Source organism: Dyella sp. AD56, from assembly GCF_002878475.1.
Lineage (GTDB): Bacteria > Pseudomonadota > Gammaproteobacteria > Xanthomonadales > Rhodanobacteraceae > Dyella.
This window is the reverse complement of the sequence record NZ_NRDP01000001.1, coordinates 347,927-361,630: the sequence shown is the minus strand read 5'-3', so window position 1 is coordinate 361,630 and position 13,704 is coordinate 347,927. Positions and strand designations below refer to the sequence as shown.

The 13,704-nt window shown below is 63.8% G+C and carries 14 protein-coding genes; 7 read left to right on the top strand and 7 right to left on the bottom strand.

Annotated features, from left to right (window positions below):
• Nucleotides 1-27: 27 nt before the first annotated feature.
• From DyAD56_RS01600 to DyAD56_RS01590, 3 genes are all read right to left on the bottom strand, one after another.
• The gene (locus DyAD56_RS01600; protein ID WP_233202243.1) at nucleotides 28-1,017 is read right to left on the bottom strand and encodes a FecR domain-containing protein; all 990 of its coding nucleotides are present in this window, start codon (nucleotides 1,015-1,017) and stop codon (nucleotides 28-30) included.
• Nucleotides 1,017-1,571, bottom strand: a complete 555-nt coding sequence (locus tag DyAD56_RS01595; protein WP_102300971.1) for a sigma-70 family RNA polymerase sigma factor — start codon at nucleotides 1,569-1,571, stop codon at nucleotides 1,017-1,019. Before DyAD56_RS01595 ends, DyAD56_RS01600 begins: the two co-directional genes overlap by 1 nt.
• Nucleotides 1,572-1,681: 110 nt before the next feature.
• Entirely contained in the window at nucleotides 1,682-2,707 is a 1,026-nt protein-coding gene (locus DyAD56_RS01590) for a DUF535 family protein (protein WP_158241224.1), read from the bottom strand.
• Between the two features lie 313 nt (nucleotides 2,708-3,020).
• Between DyAD56_RS01590 and DyAD56_RS01580 the strand changes: the two genes are divergently transcribed.
• Complete coding sequence (locus DyAD56_RS01580) at nucleotides 3,021-3,974, top strand: winged helix-turn-helix domain-containing protein (RefSeq protein ID WP_102300968.1); 954 nt, start codon at nucleotides 3,021-3,023, stop codon at nucleotides 3,972-3,974.
• On the opposite strand, the gene DyAD56_RS01575 is transcribed toward DyAD56_RS01580, so the two are convergent.
• The 3 genes from DyAD56_RS01575 to groES form a co-directional block, all read right to left on the bottom strand.
• Nucleotides 3,904-4,515, bottom strand: a complete 612-nt coding sequence (locus DyAD56_RS01575; protein WP_102300967.1) for a YceI family protein — start codon at nucleotides 4,513-4,515, stop codon at nucleotides 3,904-3,906. The genes DyAD56_RS01580 and DyAD56_RS01575 overlap by 71 nt on opposite strands.
• Nucleotides 4,516-4,750: 235 nt before the next feature.
• Nucleotides 4,751-6,394, bottom strand: coding sequence for a chaperonin GroEL (groL, locus tag DyAD56_RS01570; protein WP_102300966.1), 1,644 nt, complete (start codon nucleotides 6,392-6,394; stop codon nucleotides 4,751-4,753).
• Nucleotides 6,395-6,492: 98 nt separating this feature from the next.
• Nucleotides 6,493-6,786 carry a co-chaperone GroES gene (groES, locus tag DyAD56_RS01565; RefSeq protein WP_102300965.1) on the bottom strand — a complete coding sequence of 98 codons (294 nt, stop codon included), beginning with the start codon at nucleotides 6,784-6,786 and terminating at the stop codon, nucleotides 6,493-6,495.
• 276 nt (nucleotides 6,787-7,062) lie between these two features.
• Between groES and DyAD56_RS01560 the strand changes: the two genes are divergently transcribed.
• From DyAD56_RS01560 to DyAD56_RS01540, 5 genes are all read left to right on the top strand, one after another.
• Nucleotides 7,063-7,710 carry a class II aldolase/adducin family protein gene (locus DyAD56_RS01560; protein WP_255409181.1) on the top strand — a complete coding sequence of 216 codons (648 nt, stop codon included), beginning with the start codon at nucleotides 7,063-7,065 and terminating at the stop codon, nucleotides 7,708-7,710.
• Entirely contained in the window at nucleotides 7,710-8,027 is a 318-nt protein-coding gene (gene cutA / locus DyAD56_RS01555; protein ID WP_102300964.1) for a divalent-cation tolerance protein CutA, read from the top strand. Before DyAD56_RS01560 ends, cutA begins: the two co-directional genes overlap by 1 nt.
• Before the next feature lie 332 nt (nucleotides 8,028-8,359).
• Nucleotides 8,360-9,058: an HAD family hydrolase gene (locus DyAD56_RS01550; protein ID WP_102300963.1), complete on the top strand. Its 699-nt coding sequence runs from the start codon at nucleotides 8,360-8,362 to the stop codon at nucleotides 9,056-9,058.
• 8 nt (nucleotides 9,059-9,066) lie between these two features.
• On the top strand, nucleotides 9,067-10,392 hold the full coding sequence (locus DyAD56_RS01545) for a DUF5690 family protein (protein WP_102300962.1): 1,326 nt from the start codon (nucleotides 9,067-9,069) through the stop codon (nucleotides 10,390-10,392).
• The gene (locus tag DyAD56_RS01540) at nucleotides 10,389-11,573 is read left to right on the top strand and encodes a TIGR03364 family FAD-dependent oxidoreductase (RefSeq protein ID WP_102300961.1); all 1,185 of its coding nucleotides are present in this window, start codon (nucleotides 10,389-10,391) and stop codon (nucleotides 11,571-11,573) included. Before DyAD56_RS01545 ends, DyAD56_RS01540 begins: the two co-directional genes overlap by 4 nt.
• Before the next feature lie 3 nt (nucleotides 11,574-11,576).
• Here DyAD56_RS01540 and phnF read toward each other — a convergent pair whose 3' ends face one another.
• Entirely contained in the window at nucleotides 11,577-12,326 is a 750-nt protein-coding gene (gene phnF / locus DyAD56_RS01535; RefSeq protein WP_158241223.1) for a phosphonate metabolism transcriptional regulator PhnF, read from the bottom strand.
• 55 nt (nucleotides 12,327-12,381) lie between these two features.
• On the opposite strand from phnF, the gene DyAD56_RS01530 reads away from it, so the two are divergent.
• Nucleotides 12,382-13,563 (top strand): alpha-D-ribose 1-methylphosphonate 5-triphosphate diphosphatase, encoded by a 1,182-nt coding sequence (locus DyAD56_RS01530; RefSeq protein WP_233202242.1) that lies wholly within the window; start codon nucleotides 12,382-12,384, stop codon nucleotides 13,561-13,563.
• Nucleotides 13,564-13,704 lie beyond the last annotated feature (141 nt).

Genomic DNA, 13,704 nt, shown 5'->3' with positions numbered 1-13,704 from the left:
AGGAGCTGTCAGTTCAGTCCACTGGGATCAATGTGGCGCCGCCTTGTTGCGCGTATCGGAAAGCACGGTTTCACCGCTGACGTTGCCCACCTGCAGCGGCAACACCTGCGGCAAGGCATGCAGCCAGTCGTCGATAGCATCGGCCCTGACGGTACCCGTAAACGTCAGCGAGTTCAGGTCGGTATCCGCAACACGCAGTGGCTGCGCGCGATAGCGATTGATGTTGGCCACCACCACCGACAGCGGCTCGTTGTCGAACTCCAGCCGCTGATTGCGCCAAGCCGCGGCATTGGCCGGATCACTGGCGGTGACGTTCATGGCCGCACGCGACGGATCATAGGTCACCGACTGGCCTGCCACGGCCTCCAGGCTATTGTGCGAGCCGCCGGTGGCATCAGCCACGCGCACGCGGCCCTCCGCCATGGCGAGGGTGACATAGTCGCCGGTGCGACGGACGTTGAAGGCCGTACCGATGTCCTCGATGGTCACGCCGCCCGCATGCACCACAAACGGCCGCCCCGCATCGTGCACAACTTCGAAATAGGCCTCGCCGGAGGAGAGATCCACTTCGCGCTGGCCATGGCTGAAGCGCGTGGTGAGACGCGTGGCGCCGCCGAGCGTAATGCGCGTGCCGTCATCCAGCACCACGCTGCGTTGCGTGGCAATGGCACTGGCATACGCCTGCGTGGTGACGCTGCCGGAGGTTGCATGCCAACCCACGTAGCCGCCCACGGCCAGTATCACGGCGGCCGCAGCCGCGGCCGGGATCCACCAGCGCTGCGGCGCCACCCGCGGCGAAGCGAACTCCGCCATCAACCGCTCGCGCGACACCTCACCCAGCATCTGCAGGCGCATGGCCAACTCGGTCACGCGCTCGAACGCCGTGAGGTGTGCGGGATCTTCATCGGTCCAGGCCAGCCATTGCGCGGTTGTCCGTTCCGTCGCAGCGGGATCGCGCAGTCGCACCCACCAATCGGCGGCGACGCGCAGGTTTTGTTCGTTCAATGTGTTAGCCATCATGGCATCTCCAGTTCGTCTACCCGCGCCCGGCAATGAGCCAGGGCGTTGGCGACGTGATAGCGCACCATGCGCTCACTAATTTTCATGGCCCGCGCGATAACGCTGATCTCGCAGCCGTCGATGACATGCATGACAAAAGCACGTCCGGTCTTGGCAGGTAATTCACGCAGCGCTTTGTAGAGCTCCTGCAATTGCCCCGTGGCATGCACATGGCGCTCAGGAATAGGCGCAAGGTGCAGGTCCTCGTCCGGAATCTCCACCGGATGCTCGGCACGCACCTGGCGCGCGCGCATCCGATCTACCGCCAGGTTTGAGGCAACGCGAAACAGATAGGCACGCAACGACTCCACCTGCTCGGGGCGATCCATGGTCACCAGGCGCACATAGGCTTCCTGCGCAACCTCCTGAGCATCGGATAACGAATTCAGGCGGCACTGCAGGAACGCCACGAGCGCACGGTTGTGCTCGCGGAACAGATCAGCGATGCGCAAGGCAAACGCCGGATCGAGATTCACGCCCGGATGGGTGGGCGCGGCTACAGGTCTATCCACTTAGGCTGCCCTGGTCACGTCGGCAAGCGGCGGCAAGGCTTCCATGGCTGCCGACGCCTCTGTCGCATCGCGCCACCACGTTACCGGGCGCAATGCGTCGTTCAACAGTTTCACTGCGTCCCAGCGTAATTCCGCGCGCGCCTGAACAAGGCGCGGCGCTTACTTTCCAGTTCCGCTTCCGTCCGGTGGTGCAACGTGGCCGGCATCAGGAACCAACCATCATCGATGGCGACGCCACCCTGCTCTAGCCAGTAGGCATCGTAATCGGAGAAGAGTCGTGCCCGCCCCAGCAACGGATGCGCCACGTTCCCCACGGCAAGGATACGCCGCAAGCCGCACTGACCTGCAAACGCATAGGCCAGCACCAGCATCAGCTGCTTCGGGCGCATGCCATGCATGTTCTTGGTGAGTTCGCGCACTACCTCGCGCGCATCCTCGCCAGACGGCCCCTGGATGCAGCCGATGGCCAGCGTATCGTCGTCGATGAGCGTCACCACCAGGCGATACAGCGTGCGGTCGTAGGCGTCGGTCAGCTCAAGGGTGAGCTCGCCCTCGCAATTCATATGCGCGGGAGCGCGCAGATGAAGCCCGACCTCGCTGCCGTCCTTCAGCGTGATGAAACCCAGGGTGGCCCGACCCTGCACGTAGACACCCTCAAAGAGATCCGCCGACCAACGCTCCAGCAACAGGCGATAGTGCGTCTGCACTGCACGCAAGCGGTCCGCGCGGTGCCAACGCCGATTCACGAAGCGGTGGTGATGGCGCTCCAGCAGGCGCGGATCCGCCTCAACGCAGGCGCGCAGCGAGGGATGCGAAGCCAGGAACGCCAGATACTGATGATGTCGCACCGGCATACCCAGCGCGCGCACCAGGTACTTGCCGGCCATCAAGGCCAACCTGCCCGGATCGTCGGACCAGTCGGTGCGTCCACACAGCGAGCGCCACCACAGCGACAAGCCGGGTTGGCCGTCCGTGGCCGGAAGTTCCCTGCGTCCAGTCACCTGCGGGCTGGTTATCCCCACCCACTGCAATTCGCGCTCCAGGGAGCGTTGCGCCGCGTAGGCGCAGCCGCTTGCGGCGAACACCAGATCGGCGTCCAGGGGTTCCTCCCCTGGCTGAAGATTCCGTTCGTTCAAGGCTCGCCAACCCGCTGATGACTGTGACATTAGTTAAGACGTGCGTGCGGGGGAAAACGGAAATGGCCGGGCGAAAAAATTTACGCTGAGGGTTGGCAACGCCCGCTACAGCTTCCGGGCATGGCCCCTGGGATAGGGCGGACTGACCGCTTCCATCCTGAGCGCCAGGCGGGGAAACACAGCCCCTTCACCCAAGACCTCCCAGGTGATGACCATCGCGCCCCGGCACCGCCGTTGGACGCGCCGGTCACAATCCGGCACCTTTGCCAGGTCGTAGATCCCAGCCATACCCATGAACCAAGGGTGGTTACAGATGGACAGCATCGCGGGCTATCGCATCGGGAACTGGCAGGTCGAACCCGCCCTGGGCCGAATCTCGCGCGATGGCGAACTCGTACGGGTGGATGCGCGCACCATGCGGCTATTGATGTGCCTCGCCGAGCGCGCTGGCCAGGTGGTGAGCATCGACGAACTGCTGGATGAGGCCTGGACCGGGGTCATCGTTACGCCCGATTCTGTGTACCAGGCCATCGCCACGTTGCGCCGACAGCTGGGCGACGATCCCAAGCAACCTGCGTACATCGCTAACGTGCCGCGTCTCGGCTATCGACTGATCGCGCCGGTGGAAGTGCTGCCCCACCCTCCGGCCACGGTATCCGCCGGGCCGGTGGTGGCGGAGCGCTTGCCGCAAACGCCCCGCCGTTCGACGCATCGCCCACTGATCATCGCGGTAGTTCTGCTGATCATCGCGGGGGTCATCGGCGGGTTAGCCCTACGACAAGAACGTCCCCACTCGTCAACGGCAACGGCGCAACCTCCTGCCCGCTCCGTTGCCGTACTACCTCTGCTGGATCTCACCGATGAGATGAACGAAGAGCCCTTCGCAGACGGGATGACCGAGGAATTGATCGACAGGCTGAGCCAGGTGCCTGGCCTGCGCGTGCCGGCACCCACCGCATCGTTCTACTACAAGGGCAAGCAATTCACGGTCAGCGACGTTGCGCGTGCGCTCGACGTCGCCTACGTGCTCGACGGCAGCGTACGCAAATCAGGCACCACCTTGCGGGTCGCGGCGCGCCTGGTGCGCGCCGATGACGGCTTCGTCGTCTGGTCGGAAACCTATGACCGCAGCTGGGACGACAAGCTGATGATCCAGGACGACATCGCCAGTGAAGTCGTCAAGACCCTGAAGGCTTCTATCGATGGGCCGCCTGCGGCGCTCCCGGATCAGGCCCAACCGCGGCCTCGAGCTGGATCTGTACCTTGATGTCGTCACCCACCAGGTCGCTGTAGCCGTCGATACCGAACTCGGAACGCTTGATCGTCGTCGCTGCCGAGAATCCGACGGAGGGCTGCTCCGATACCGCGTTGATGCCCACCTTGTTGAGCTGCAGCGGTAGTTCCATCGGATGCGTGACACCGCCCAGGGTCAACTCACCGTACAGAGTGCCGTGGGTGTCGTCCTTCTTCTCCAGCCGGGTACTGCGAAACGTGATGGTTGAATGGCTGAACAGGGGCATCCACTCCTTGTCGCCACGGATCTGCTGGTTCCAGTGGGCATCGCCCATGTCCAGCGTGCTGGTCGGCAGAGTGACGTTCACCTGCGACTTTGACCAATCCGCTTCGTCGAACGTGAACGTGCCTGGCGCCATCCTCAGCGTGCCGAACAATTGAATGAAGCCCTGATGCTCGATGGTGAACGATACCCGCGAGATCTTGGTGGCCACCGTATACGTCACTGGCATCGCATGGGCGGCACCTGCCATCAGCAACCACGCCGCCAGGGCGATAAATCGCAAACGTTTCATACGCACTCCTTTGAAGGGGAAATCGATTCGCTGCCGACCGGCCACGCCGTCGCCAACGAGTCACCTTGTAGGCGTCGCCCCGCTCCAAAGTCCTGATTCCGGCGCTGAATAGCCCTGAATTGTTCTGATACAGAGCTGCGGGCATGGCCTGCTGTCTGCCGGGTTTTCCGCGCCCAAAAGAAAACCCCGCACAAGGCGGGGTTTTCTGGTGTTGCGATGCCTGGAAGGCGTGGACTTAGAAGTCCATACCACCCATGCCGCCCATGCCGCCCGGCGCACCGTGCGAATGGCCTTCGTCCTTCTTCGGCACTTCGGTCACGGCCGCTTCGGTCGTGATGATCGAGCCAGCCACCGAGGCAGCGAACTGCAGGGCCGAACGGGTCACCTTGGTCGGGTCCAGGATGCCGAAGGCAATCATGTCGCCGAACTCACCGGTGGCAGCGTTGTAGCCGAAGTTGCCGTTGCCTTCCTTCACCTTGTTCAGGACGACGGACGGCTCGTCACCGGCGTTGGCGACGATGGCGCGCAGCGGGGCTTCCAGGGCGCGACGGGTGATGGCGATGCCCAGATCCTGGTCAGCGTTGGCACCCTTCAGGCCTTCGACGGCCTTGAGCGAACGGATCAGAGCGACACCGCCGCCCGGGACCACGCCTTCTTCCACCGCAGCGCGCGTGGCGTGCAGGGCGTCTTCGACGCGGGCCTTCTTTTCCTTCATCTCGACTTCGGTGGCAGCGCCAACCTTGATGACGGCGACGCCGCCAGCCAGCTTGGCCACACGCTCCTGCAGCTTCTCGCGGTCGTAGTCCGAAGAGGTCTCTTCGATCTGCGCCTTGATCTGGCTGATGCGCGACTGGATGCGCTCAGCTTCGCCAGCACCGTCGATGATGGTGGTGTTTTCCTTGGTGATCACCACGCGCTTGGCGCGGCCCAGATCGGTGATGGTGGCCTTATCAAGGGCCAGACCCACTTCCTCGGAGATCACCACACCGTTGGTGAGGATGGCGATGTCTTCCAGGATGGCCTTGCGGCGATCACCGAAGCCCGGCGCCTTCACGGCGGCAACCTTGACGATGCCACGGATGGTGTTGACCACGAGGGTGGCCAGCGCTTCGCCTTCCACTTCCTCGGCGACGATCAGCAGCGGCTTGCCGGCCTTGGCAACGGCTTCGAGCACCGGCAGCAGTTCGCGGACGTTGGAGATCTTCTTGTCGTGGATGAGGATGAACGGGTCGTCCAGTTCAACCTGCTGCGACTGCTGGTTGTTGATGAAGTACGGCGACAGGTAGCCGCGATCGAACTGCATGCCTTCGACGACGTCGAGTTCGTTCTCGAGGCCCGAGCCTTCTTCGACCGTGATCACGCCTTCCTTGCCGACCTTCTTCATCGCGGTGGCGATGATTTCGCCGATGGCGGAGTCGGAGTTGGCGGAGATGGTGCCGACCTGGGCGATAGCCTTGTCGTCAGCGGTCGGGTTGGAGAGCTTCTTCAGCTCAGCCACGGCAGCGGTGACGGCCTGGTCGATACCGCGCTTGAGGTCCATCGGGTTCATGCCGGCGGCAACGGCCTTGAGGCCTTCCTGGATGAACGCCTGGGCGAGCACGGTGGCGGTGGTGGTGCCGTCGCCAGCAACGTCGGAGGTCTTGGAAGCAGCTTCCTTGACGATCTGCGCGCCGATGTTCTCGTACTTGTCGGCCAGTTCGATTTCCTTGGCGACCGAGACGCCGTCCTTGGTGACGGTCGGAACGCCGAAGCTCTTCTCGATCACCACGTTGCGGCCCTTCGGACCCAGGGTGACCTTCACGGCGTTGGCCAGGGTGTTCACACCCTTGAGCATACGAGCGCGAACGTCTTCGCCGAAGCGAACTTCTTTAGCTGCCATAAAATTTTTGCCTCAAAAATTTTGATTAAAAATGGGAAAGCTCGCGACGGGGTTTCTACAGAGCGCGTCTGTCGCGCTTAAACCCCAGCGGACTCAAATTAGGCTTCGATGACAGCCACGATGTCGTCTTCCTTCAGGAAGACCAGCTCTTCGCCGTCAATCTTGATTTCCTGGCCGGCGTACTTGCCGAACAGCACGGTGTCGCCTTCGTTGACGGACATCGGGCGGACCTTGCCGTCTTCCAGGATGCGGCCGGTACCGGCAGCGATAACCTTGCCGCGGGTCGGCTTTTCGGTGGCGCTGTCGGGGATGACGATGCCGCCAGCGGAGACACGCTCTTCTTCGAGGCGCTTGACGATGACGCGATCGTGCAGCGGACGCAGTTTGCTCATGGGTGGGCTCCAGCTTCGGTTGAATGGTTGAACAGGATTCGGGACCCCGGAGCGGCGCCTATGTCGGCGCTGTTAGCACTCCCCGGAGGTGAGTGCCAATAATAACGACGCAAAAGCCCCCTGCAAGAGGCGTCCGTCCGATGGCTGAAACTTGGAATGGGGGAGCGGCCAGAGGCTTTCAAGAGCCGGGAGCGCCGAAATTCGCCTTTCTGCCACTATCGACACCCGGACCGGGACCGACCACCATGCCCGCCTGCACCCCATCGGGACCCACCCGTGAGCGATGAGCTGACGCTACGCCAGGACCTTGTCCTCCAAGGCGCCAAACTGGCCGCCTCCGGCCTCAGCCAGGGCACCTCTGGCAACCTAAGTGCCCGCTGCGGCGAAGGTTTTCTGATCACGCCCAGCGGCACACCGTATGAGGACATCACCCCCGAGGGCATCGTTCTCGTCGACCGCAACGGCCATTGGCCGGCAAGCCAGCGCCCTTCCAGCGAGTGGCGCTTCCACCGGGACATCTACCTCGCCCGCCCCGACGCCGGGGCGGTCGTCCATGTGCATCCGCCCTACGCCACGGCGCTGGCCATGTGCCGAAAGCCGATTCCGCCGGCCCACTACATGATCGCCGTGGGCGGCGGCGACTCCATCCGCTGCGCGGACTACTACACCTACGGCACCCAGGCGCTGTCCGATGCGGTGCTGGCCGCACTGGAAGGCCGGCTGGCCTGCCTGATGGCCAACCACGGCATGATCGCGCTGGGCAGCACGCTAGCGCAGGCCATGTGGCGGGCCGTGGAGGTGGAGAATCTGGCCCGGCAGTACGCGCTGTCCCTGCAGATCGGCACGCCGGTGCTGCTGACGGACCAGGAAGTGGCCGATGTGCTCGCTAAATTCGCCAACTACGGGATGATGTCGAGGTCCTAATGTCCGATACCGTCCTGCTCTGCTACTGCACCTGCCCCGACGTCGCCAGCGCGCAGAAGCTGGCCGAAGCCCTGGTGGGCGAACACCTGGCTGCCTGTGTGAACCGTATCCCCGCGGTGGCGTCCACTTATCGCTGGAAAGGCGAGGTGGTCACGGACAGCGAGGAGCTATTGCTTATCAAGACCACCGCCGCGCGCTTCCCCGCGCTGAAGGAACGGCTGGTCGCATTGCATCCCTACGAACTGCCCGAGCTGATCGCCGTTCCCGTGGCCGAGGGTCACCGCCCCTACCTGGATTGGGTGCGCGACCCGGGCTGATCCGCGGCCTGTTCACAATCTCAACGCGGTCTCGCCATGACCTCACCGTCATCCCCGCGAAGGCGGGGATCCAGCGGCTTTTGTCTCTGTGGCGCTTAAAGGCACTGGATCCCCGCCTTCGCGGGGATGACGGTGAGGGATGAATGTCGTTCCACTGCAAAGTCAAACGGAGGCCGCGAACAGGCTCCAACCAGCACCATCGGCAGCGCCCAAAGCGCGCGAGACATCTCATCCGCCGCGATTGACTAGACAGTCCACCGCGACTGTCCGTATCCGCGTCACGGGCGCGCCATCGCCACTGGTCAGCATGCCTCCCCATCACGGGAGGCGATATGACGTTCGAACTGGCAGTTTTCGATATGGCGGGCACCACGGTGCACGATCCGGATCTGGTCGTGCAGGCGCTGGGCGACGCGCTGGCACAGGCCGGCTGCAATGCGGCCGTGCCCGAACTGCGCGCCTTGATGGGCTACACCAAGCCCGCCGCTATCCGCAGCATGCTCGCCGCGCATGATCTGCCGGCAGACGATGCGCAGGTCGCTCTTGTACACGACGACTTCGTGCAACGCATGCTCACCTGCTACCGCACGCATGAAGCGGTGCGCCCTATGGCAGGCGCCGAGGACACGTTCGCCTGGTTGCATGAGCGTGGCATCAAGGTGGCGCTCAACACCGCGTTCTCGCAGGACATCGCCGAATGCCTGATCGAGCGCTTCGACTGGCGCGAACGCGGCCTGATCGATGCGGCGATCTCGGCAGATCGCGTGCCCCAGGGCCGCCCCGCGCCCGACATGATCCGTGCATTGATGGCCGAGTGCGGCGTCACCGATGCCGCGCGCGTGTTCAAGGTCGGCGATACCGAGGTGGACATTCGCGAAGGCCGCGCCGCAGCCTGCGGCCTGGTGGTGGCGGTGACCACCGGTGCGTACACCCGCGCCGAGTTGCTCACGTATCGTCCTGATGCAGTGCTCGATGGCCTGCAGGAGCTGCACGCGCTACTTGATCGTTCCGCCCCATCCCGCGTGGCCTGACGCCGGCCATGAATCCACTCTCCTCTTCCTCCGGGCCCACTTCCCGCTGGTCATCCAAGCTGTTGCCGCTTGTCGCCGGCATCGCCGCGTTCTGCGTGTATTCGTGCATGTACGCCTTCCGCAAGCCGTTCAGCGCGGCCAGCTATGAAGGCATGAGCTGGCTGGGCATCGACTACAAGATCTGGCTGGTGATCGCCCAGGTGCTGGGCTATGCACTGAGCAAGCTTTGGGGCATCCGCATGGTGCCGGAGCTGCAGCCTTCGCGGCGTGCGAGCGCCATCCTGTGGCTGATCGGGCTGTCATGGCTGGCCCTGCTGGGCTTCGCGCTGGCACCGCCTGTGCCGGGCATCGTGTTCCTGTTCCTCAATGGCCTGCCGCTGGGCATGGTGTGGGGCCTGGTGTTCGGTTACATCGAAGGCCGGCAGGCGACCGAGCTGATGGGCGCCATCCTCGCCTCCAGCTTTATCTTCGCCTCAGGCGTAGTCAAAGGGGTGGGCAAAGCCATGTTGCTGGCTGGCGTCAGCGATCACTGGATGCCGTTCCTCACCGGGCTCGTGTTCGTACCGCCCCTGCTGTTGTCGTTGCGCGTACTTACCCGTATACCGCCACCCAGCGCTGAGGACATTGCTGCACGCGCACCGCGCGGCCGCATGGATCGTGAAGCGCGTCGGCAGTTCATGCGTCGCTTTCTGCCCGGTCTACTGTTGATCGTGCCGCTGTACGTATTGCTGACTGTGCTGCGCGACTTCCGCGAGAATTTCGACACCGAAATTTTCCGCGACCTCGGCTTCGGCCGCAGCGCCCTGGTATTTGGCGAAGTGGATACGCCCATCGGCATCGGCGTGCTGATGCTCACCGCATCGCTGTCGCTGGTGCGCGACAACATGCGTGCATTCATGCTTAACCATGCGCTGATCGCCGCCGGCCTCTGTTGCGCTGCGCTGAGCACCCTGTTGTTCGCGCACCACCAGTTGCCGCCATTGACCTGGATGACGCTGGTGGGTTTTGGCCTCTATCTCGGCTACATCCCGCTCAACGGCATGTTCTTCGAACGCATGATGGCGACGTACCGCGTCGCCGGCACCGTCTCGTTCGTGATGTACCTCGCCGATGCCTCCGGCTACCTAGGCAGCGTTGCAGTGCTGCTGGTCAGACAGTTTCTCGCCCTGCAGCTCAACTGGACGCAGTTCTTCGAACGAGCCGTGCTGATCAGCAGCCTGCTCGGCCTCGTGCTTATCGCACTCGCCGCGCGCTGGTTCTGGTGGCATGGCCGCCAGAACGGACATGCGCCGGCACCGTTGTCACCTCTGAAGATGGAAAGCAGCCGTTTATGAGTAAGTCGCAAACACGCACCGCGATCGTGGTCGGTGCAGGCATTGTCGGGCTGGCCATGGCCCGCGCGCTCGCCGAAGCCGGTTACAAGGTCACGGTGTTTGATCGCCATGAGCGTTCGGTAGGCGCGTCGGTACGTAACTTCGGCACCATCTGGCCGATCGGCGTGCCCAATGGCTCGTTGTATGCGCGCGCGTTGCGTTCGCGCGAAGTGTGGCGCGAGTTCTGCAACGCCACCGGTACCTGGTCCGCGCCCAGCGGCAGCTTGATCGCCGCGTATCACGACGACGAGTGGGCGGTGATGAACGAATACGCGGCGATGAACGAGGGCATTCGCCCGTCGCGCACGCTCAACCCCGCGCAGGTGCGCCAACATGCACCCGGCGTCGTGGCAAACGGTCTGCGCGGCGCCCTGCTGAGCACCGACGAGCTCGTGGTGGATCCGCGTGAAGCCATCCGCAACCTGCCCGCATGGTTGGCCGAGCGCTACGGCGTGGAGTTCCATTGGCGCCAGGCCGTTACGCGCATCGAACATCCGTGGGTGTGGAGCGGCCGGCGTCGCTATGGCGCCGACCTTATCTACGTGGCCGGCGGTACGGATTTCGAAACGCTTTATCCCGAACTGTTCGAGCGCCTTGCAATCACCAAGTGCAAGCTGCAAATGCTGCGACTGGAAGCACAGCCCACGCCGTTCCAGCTCGGCCCGGTGGTATGCGGCGGCCTCACCATGGCCCATTACAGCGGCTTCCATGCCACCCCGAGCATCGGGCGCATGCGTGAGCGACTGTCCGAGCAGTACGCCGATCTGATCGCGCTAGGCATCCACGTGATGGCCGCGCAGAACGGGCTGGGCGAAATCACCATCGGCGACTCGCACGAATACGGCCACACGCACGAACCCTTCAACGAGAGCTCGATCAATCGCAAGATTGTCGACTATCTGCGCAGCGTGCTGGATCTGCCGAGCTGGAACGTCAAACAGAGTTGGCACGGCATCTACGCCAAGCTCACCGACGGAAAGCGCAGCGAGCTGGTGATCGAGGCAGAACCGGGCGTCACCATCGTCAATGGCATCGGTGGCGGCGGGCTGGGCATGACGCTTTCGTTCGGCCTTGCCGAGGAAGTGGTCAGCGGTCAGCTAAAGGCCGAGACCGCGACGCCGATGGTCGCCACCGCGCACTGAACATCAGCGCTCGCTGGTGGAAAGCACTAGCTGCACACGTTCCGCCGCAAAACAGGTCAGCCCGTACTGCACGGGCTGATTCTGTCCGTCCACATTGAGCGATTCGACTTCCAGCACGGGCAGGTCTGGCGATTGGTCCAGCACCATGCCCGTGGCGGTGCCAGCAAGACGCGCCGTTACGCGGGTGTAGCTGCGGAAGTAATCAGAGATGCCGAACTCCGCCAACGTGCGGCTCACCGAGCCCGTGCGCTGGAACACCTCGCCAAGGCGCGGAAAACGCGCCGCCGAGAACCATGCCTGGCCATGGTCGAGCACACGTCCTTCTGCGTAGGCAGATGACTCGATCCACCACGCCCGCTCCCCACGCGCCAGCGCCAGCGATTCGGCCACGCGCTGCGGCGGCATCACCAGCGCAGTACCCAGCACCTTATTGCCCGACGTCACGTTGAGGTTGTTCATGTTGCGGCTGAAGCTAGTGCGCCGGCCGATGGCGTAGTCGTAGCACTCCTCCCGCACGCGCAGCCCGCGCGCCGGATCGCCATGGATCGCACCGCGCTCCTCCAGCGCATCGAGCGCGCGCCGAACGGTATGTCGGTTCACGCGCAGCTGCCGTGCCAGTTCCAGTGCGGATGGCAACTTGGCGCCACCGCGAAGCTGGCCGCTACGGATCTGCTGCAACACTTGCTGTTCGATCTGTCGCCATACCGGCACATCGCATGAACGATCCGGCGGCTGGAAGAGGATTGCCATCATTCCTGCATTTTCCTGGCCCACACTGGCTGGCGGTGGTTGAGATCGGATAATGAGTATGGGTAAGCCAGTTTTCGGGGGGATGACATTGGCGCACGGTGATACATGGCGCATTGCGCGAGCGCGTCTGGTCCTGTCCGATCGGGTGATCGTGGGCGGCGCCGACATCCGCGGAGACCGCATCGAACGGCTCTGGGCCGGCGATGAGCTGCCGGATGGCGCCATCGATTTCGAGGGCGATTTCCTGCTGCCCGGCCTGATCGAGCTACACACCGACAATCTCGAGAAACACCTACTCCCACGCGCTGGCGCGGCATGGCCCGCCCTGCCGGCCATGCTCGCGCACGACGCCCAACTGGTGGCCGCCGGCATCACCACCGTGCTGGATGCGCTATCGCTGGGTGACTTGGAACAAGACGGCGGTCGTATCGACACGCTACGCAACGCCCTGGTCGCGCTTGACGAGGCGCGGGATCACGACCTGCTGCGCTGTGAGCACTACCTGCATCTGCGCTGCGAACTGAGCTGGCCGGGCCTGCTGGAGCTGGCCGAACCACTGATGATTCGCAAGGACCTGCGCTTGCTGTCCGTGATGGATCACACGCCAGGCCAACGCCAGTACCACGACGTGCGCCAGTACCGCACGTACTACGGCCGCAGCGGGATCAGCTGGAGCGATGAAGAGTTTGCCGCGGTACTGGCGGAACGCCGCGAACAGCAGAGCCAGCATCGCGACCTGCAGTTGGCCGGCGTGATGCGTCTGGCGCACCGCCATGGCCTGTTGGTCGCCAGCCACGACGATACCGACATTGCCCATGTGGACGAAGCCGTCGCCGTGGGCGCGCGCGTCAGCGAGTTCCCCACCACTCTGGAAGCTGCACAGGCAGCCCGGGAACATGGCCTGCACATCGTCGCTGGCGCCAGCAACCTGGTGCGCGGTGGCTCGCATGCCGGCAACGTTGCGGCGATCACGCTGGCGCGCGCGGGTTGCCTGGATATTCTTTCTTCCGACTACATGCCGACCAGCCTGTTGCAGGGCGCCTTCATCCTGCATGATCAAGCCGGCTGGACACTGCCCGAAGCGGTGGCGACGGTCACCAGCACGCCCGCTGACGTGCTGGGTTTCGGCGACCGCGGACGCCTTGGCGAAGGACTACGTGCTGACTTGCTTCGCGTGCGCATGCATCGCACACAATCCGTGGTCCGTTCCGTATGGGTCGCGGGCGCGCAACGGCTCTAGGCGCTACGGACGGCCAAACGTCTGCCATACGCCGTAGCTGACGCCGCGCTGTCAATGTTGCGGCCAGCATAAACATCGTAAGTTCTATCGCCACTGACGCGCATAGACAACGGGCAATAGTTGCCTAGTCCCAGTCATTCG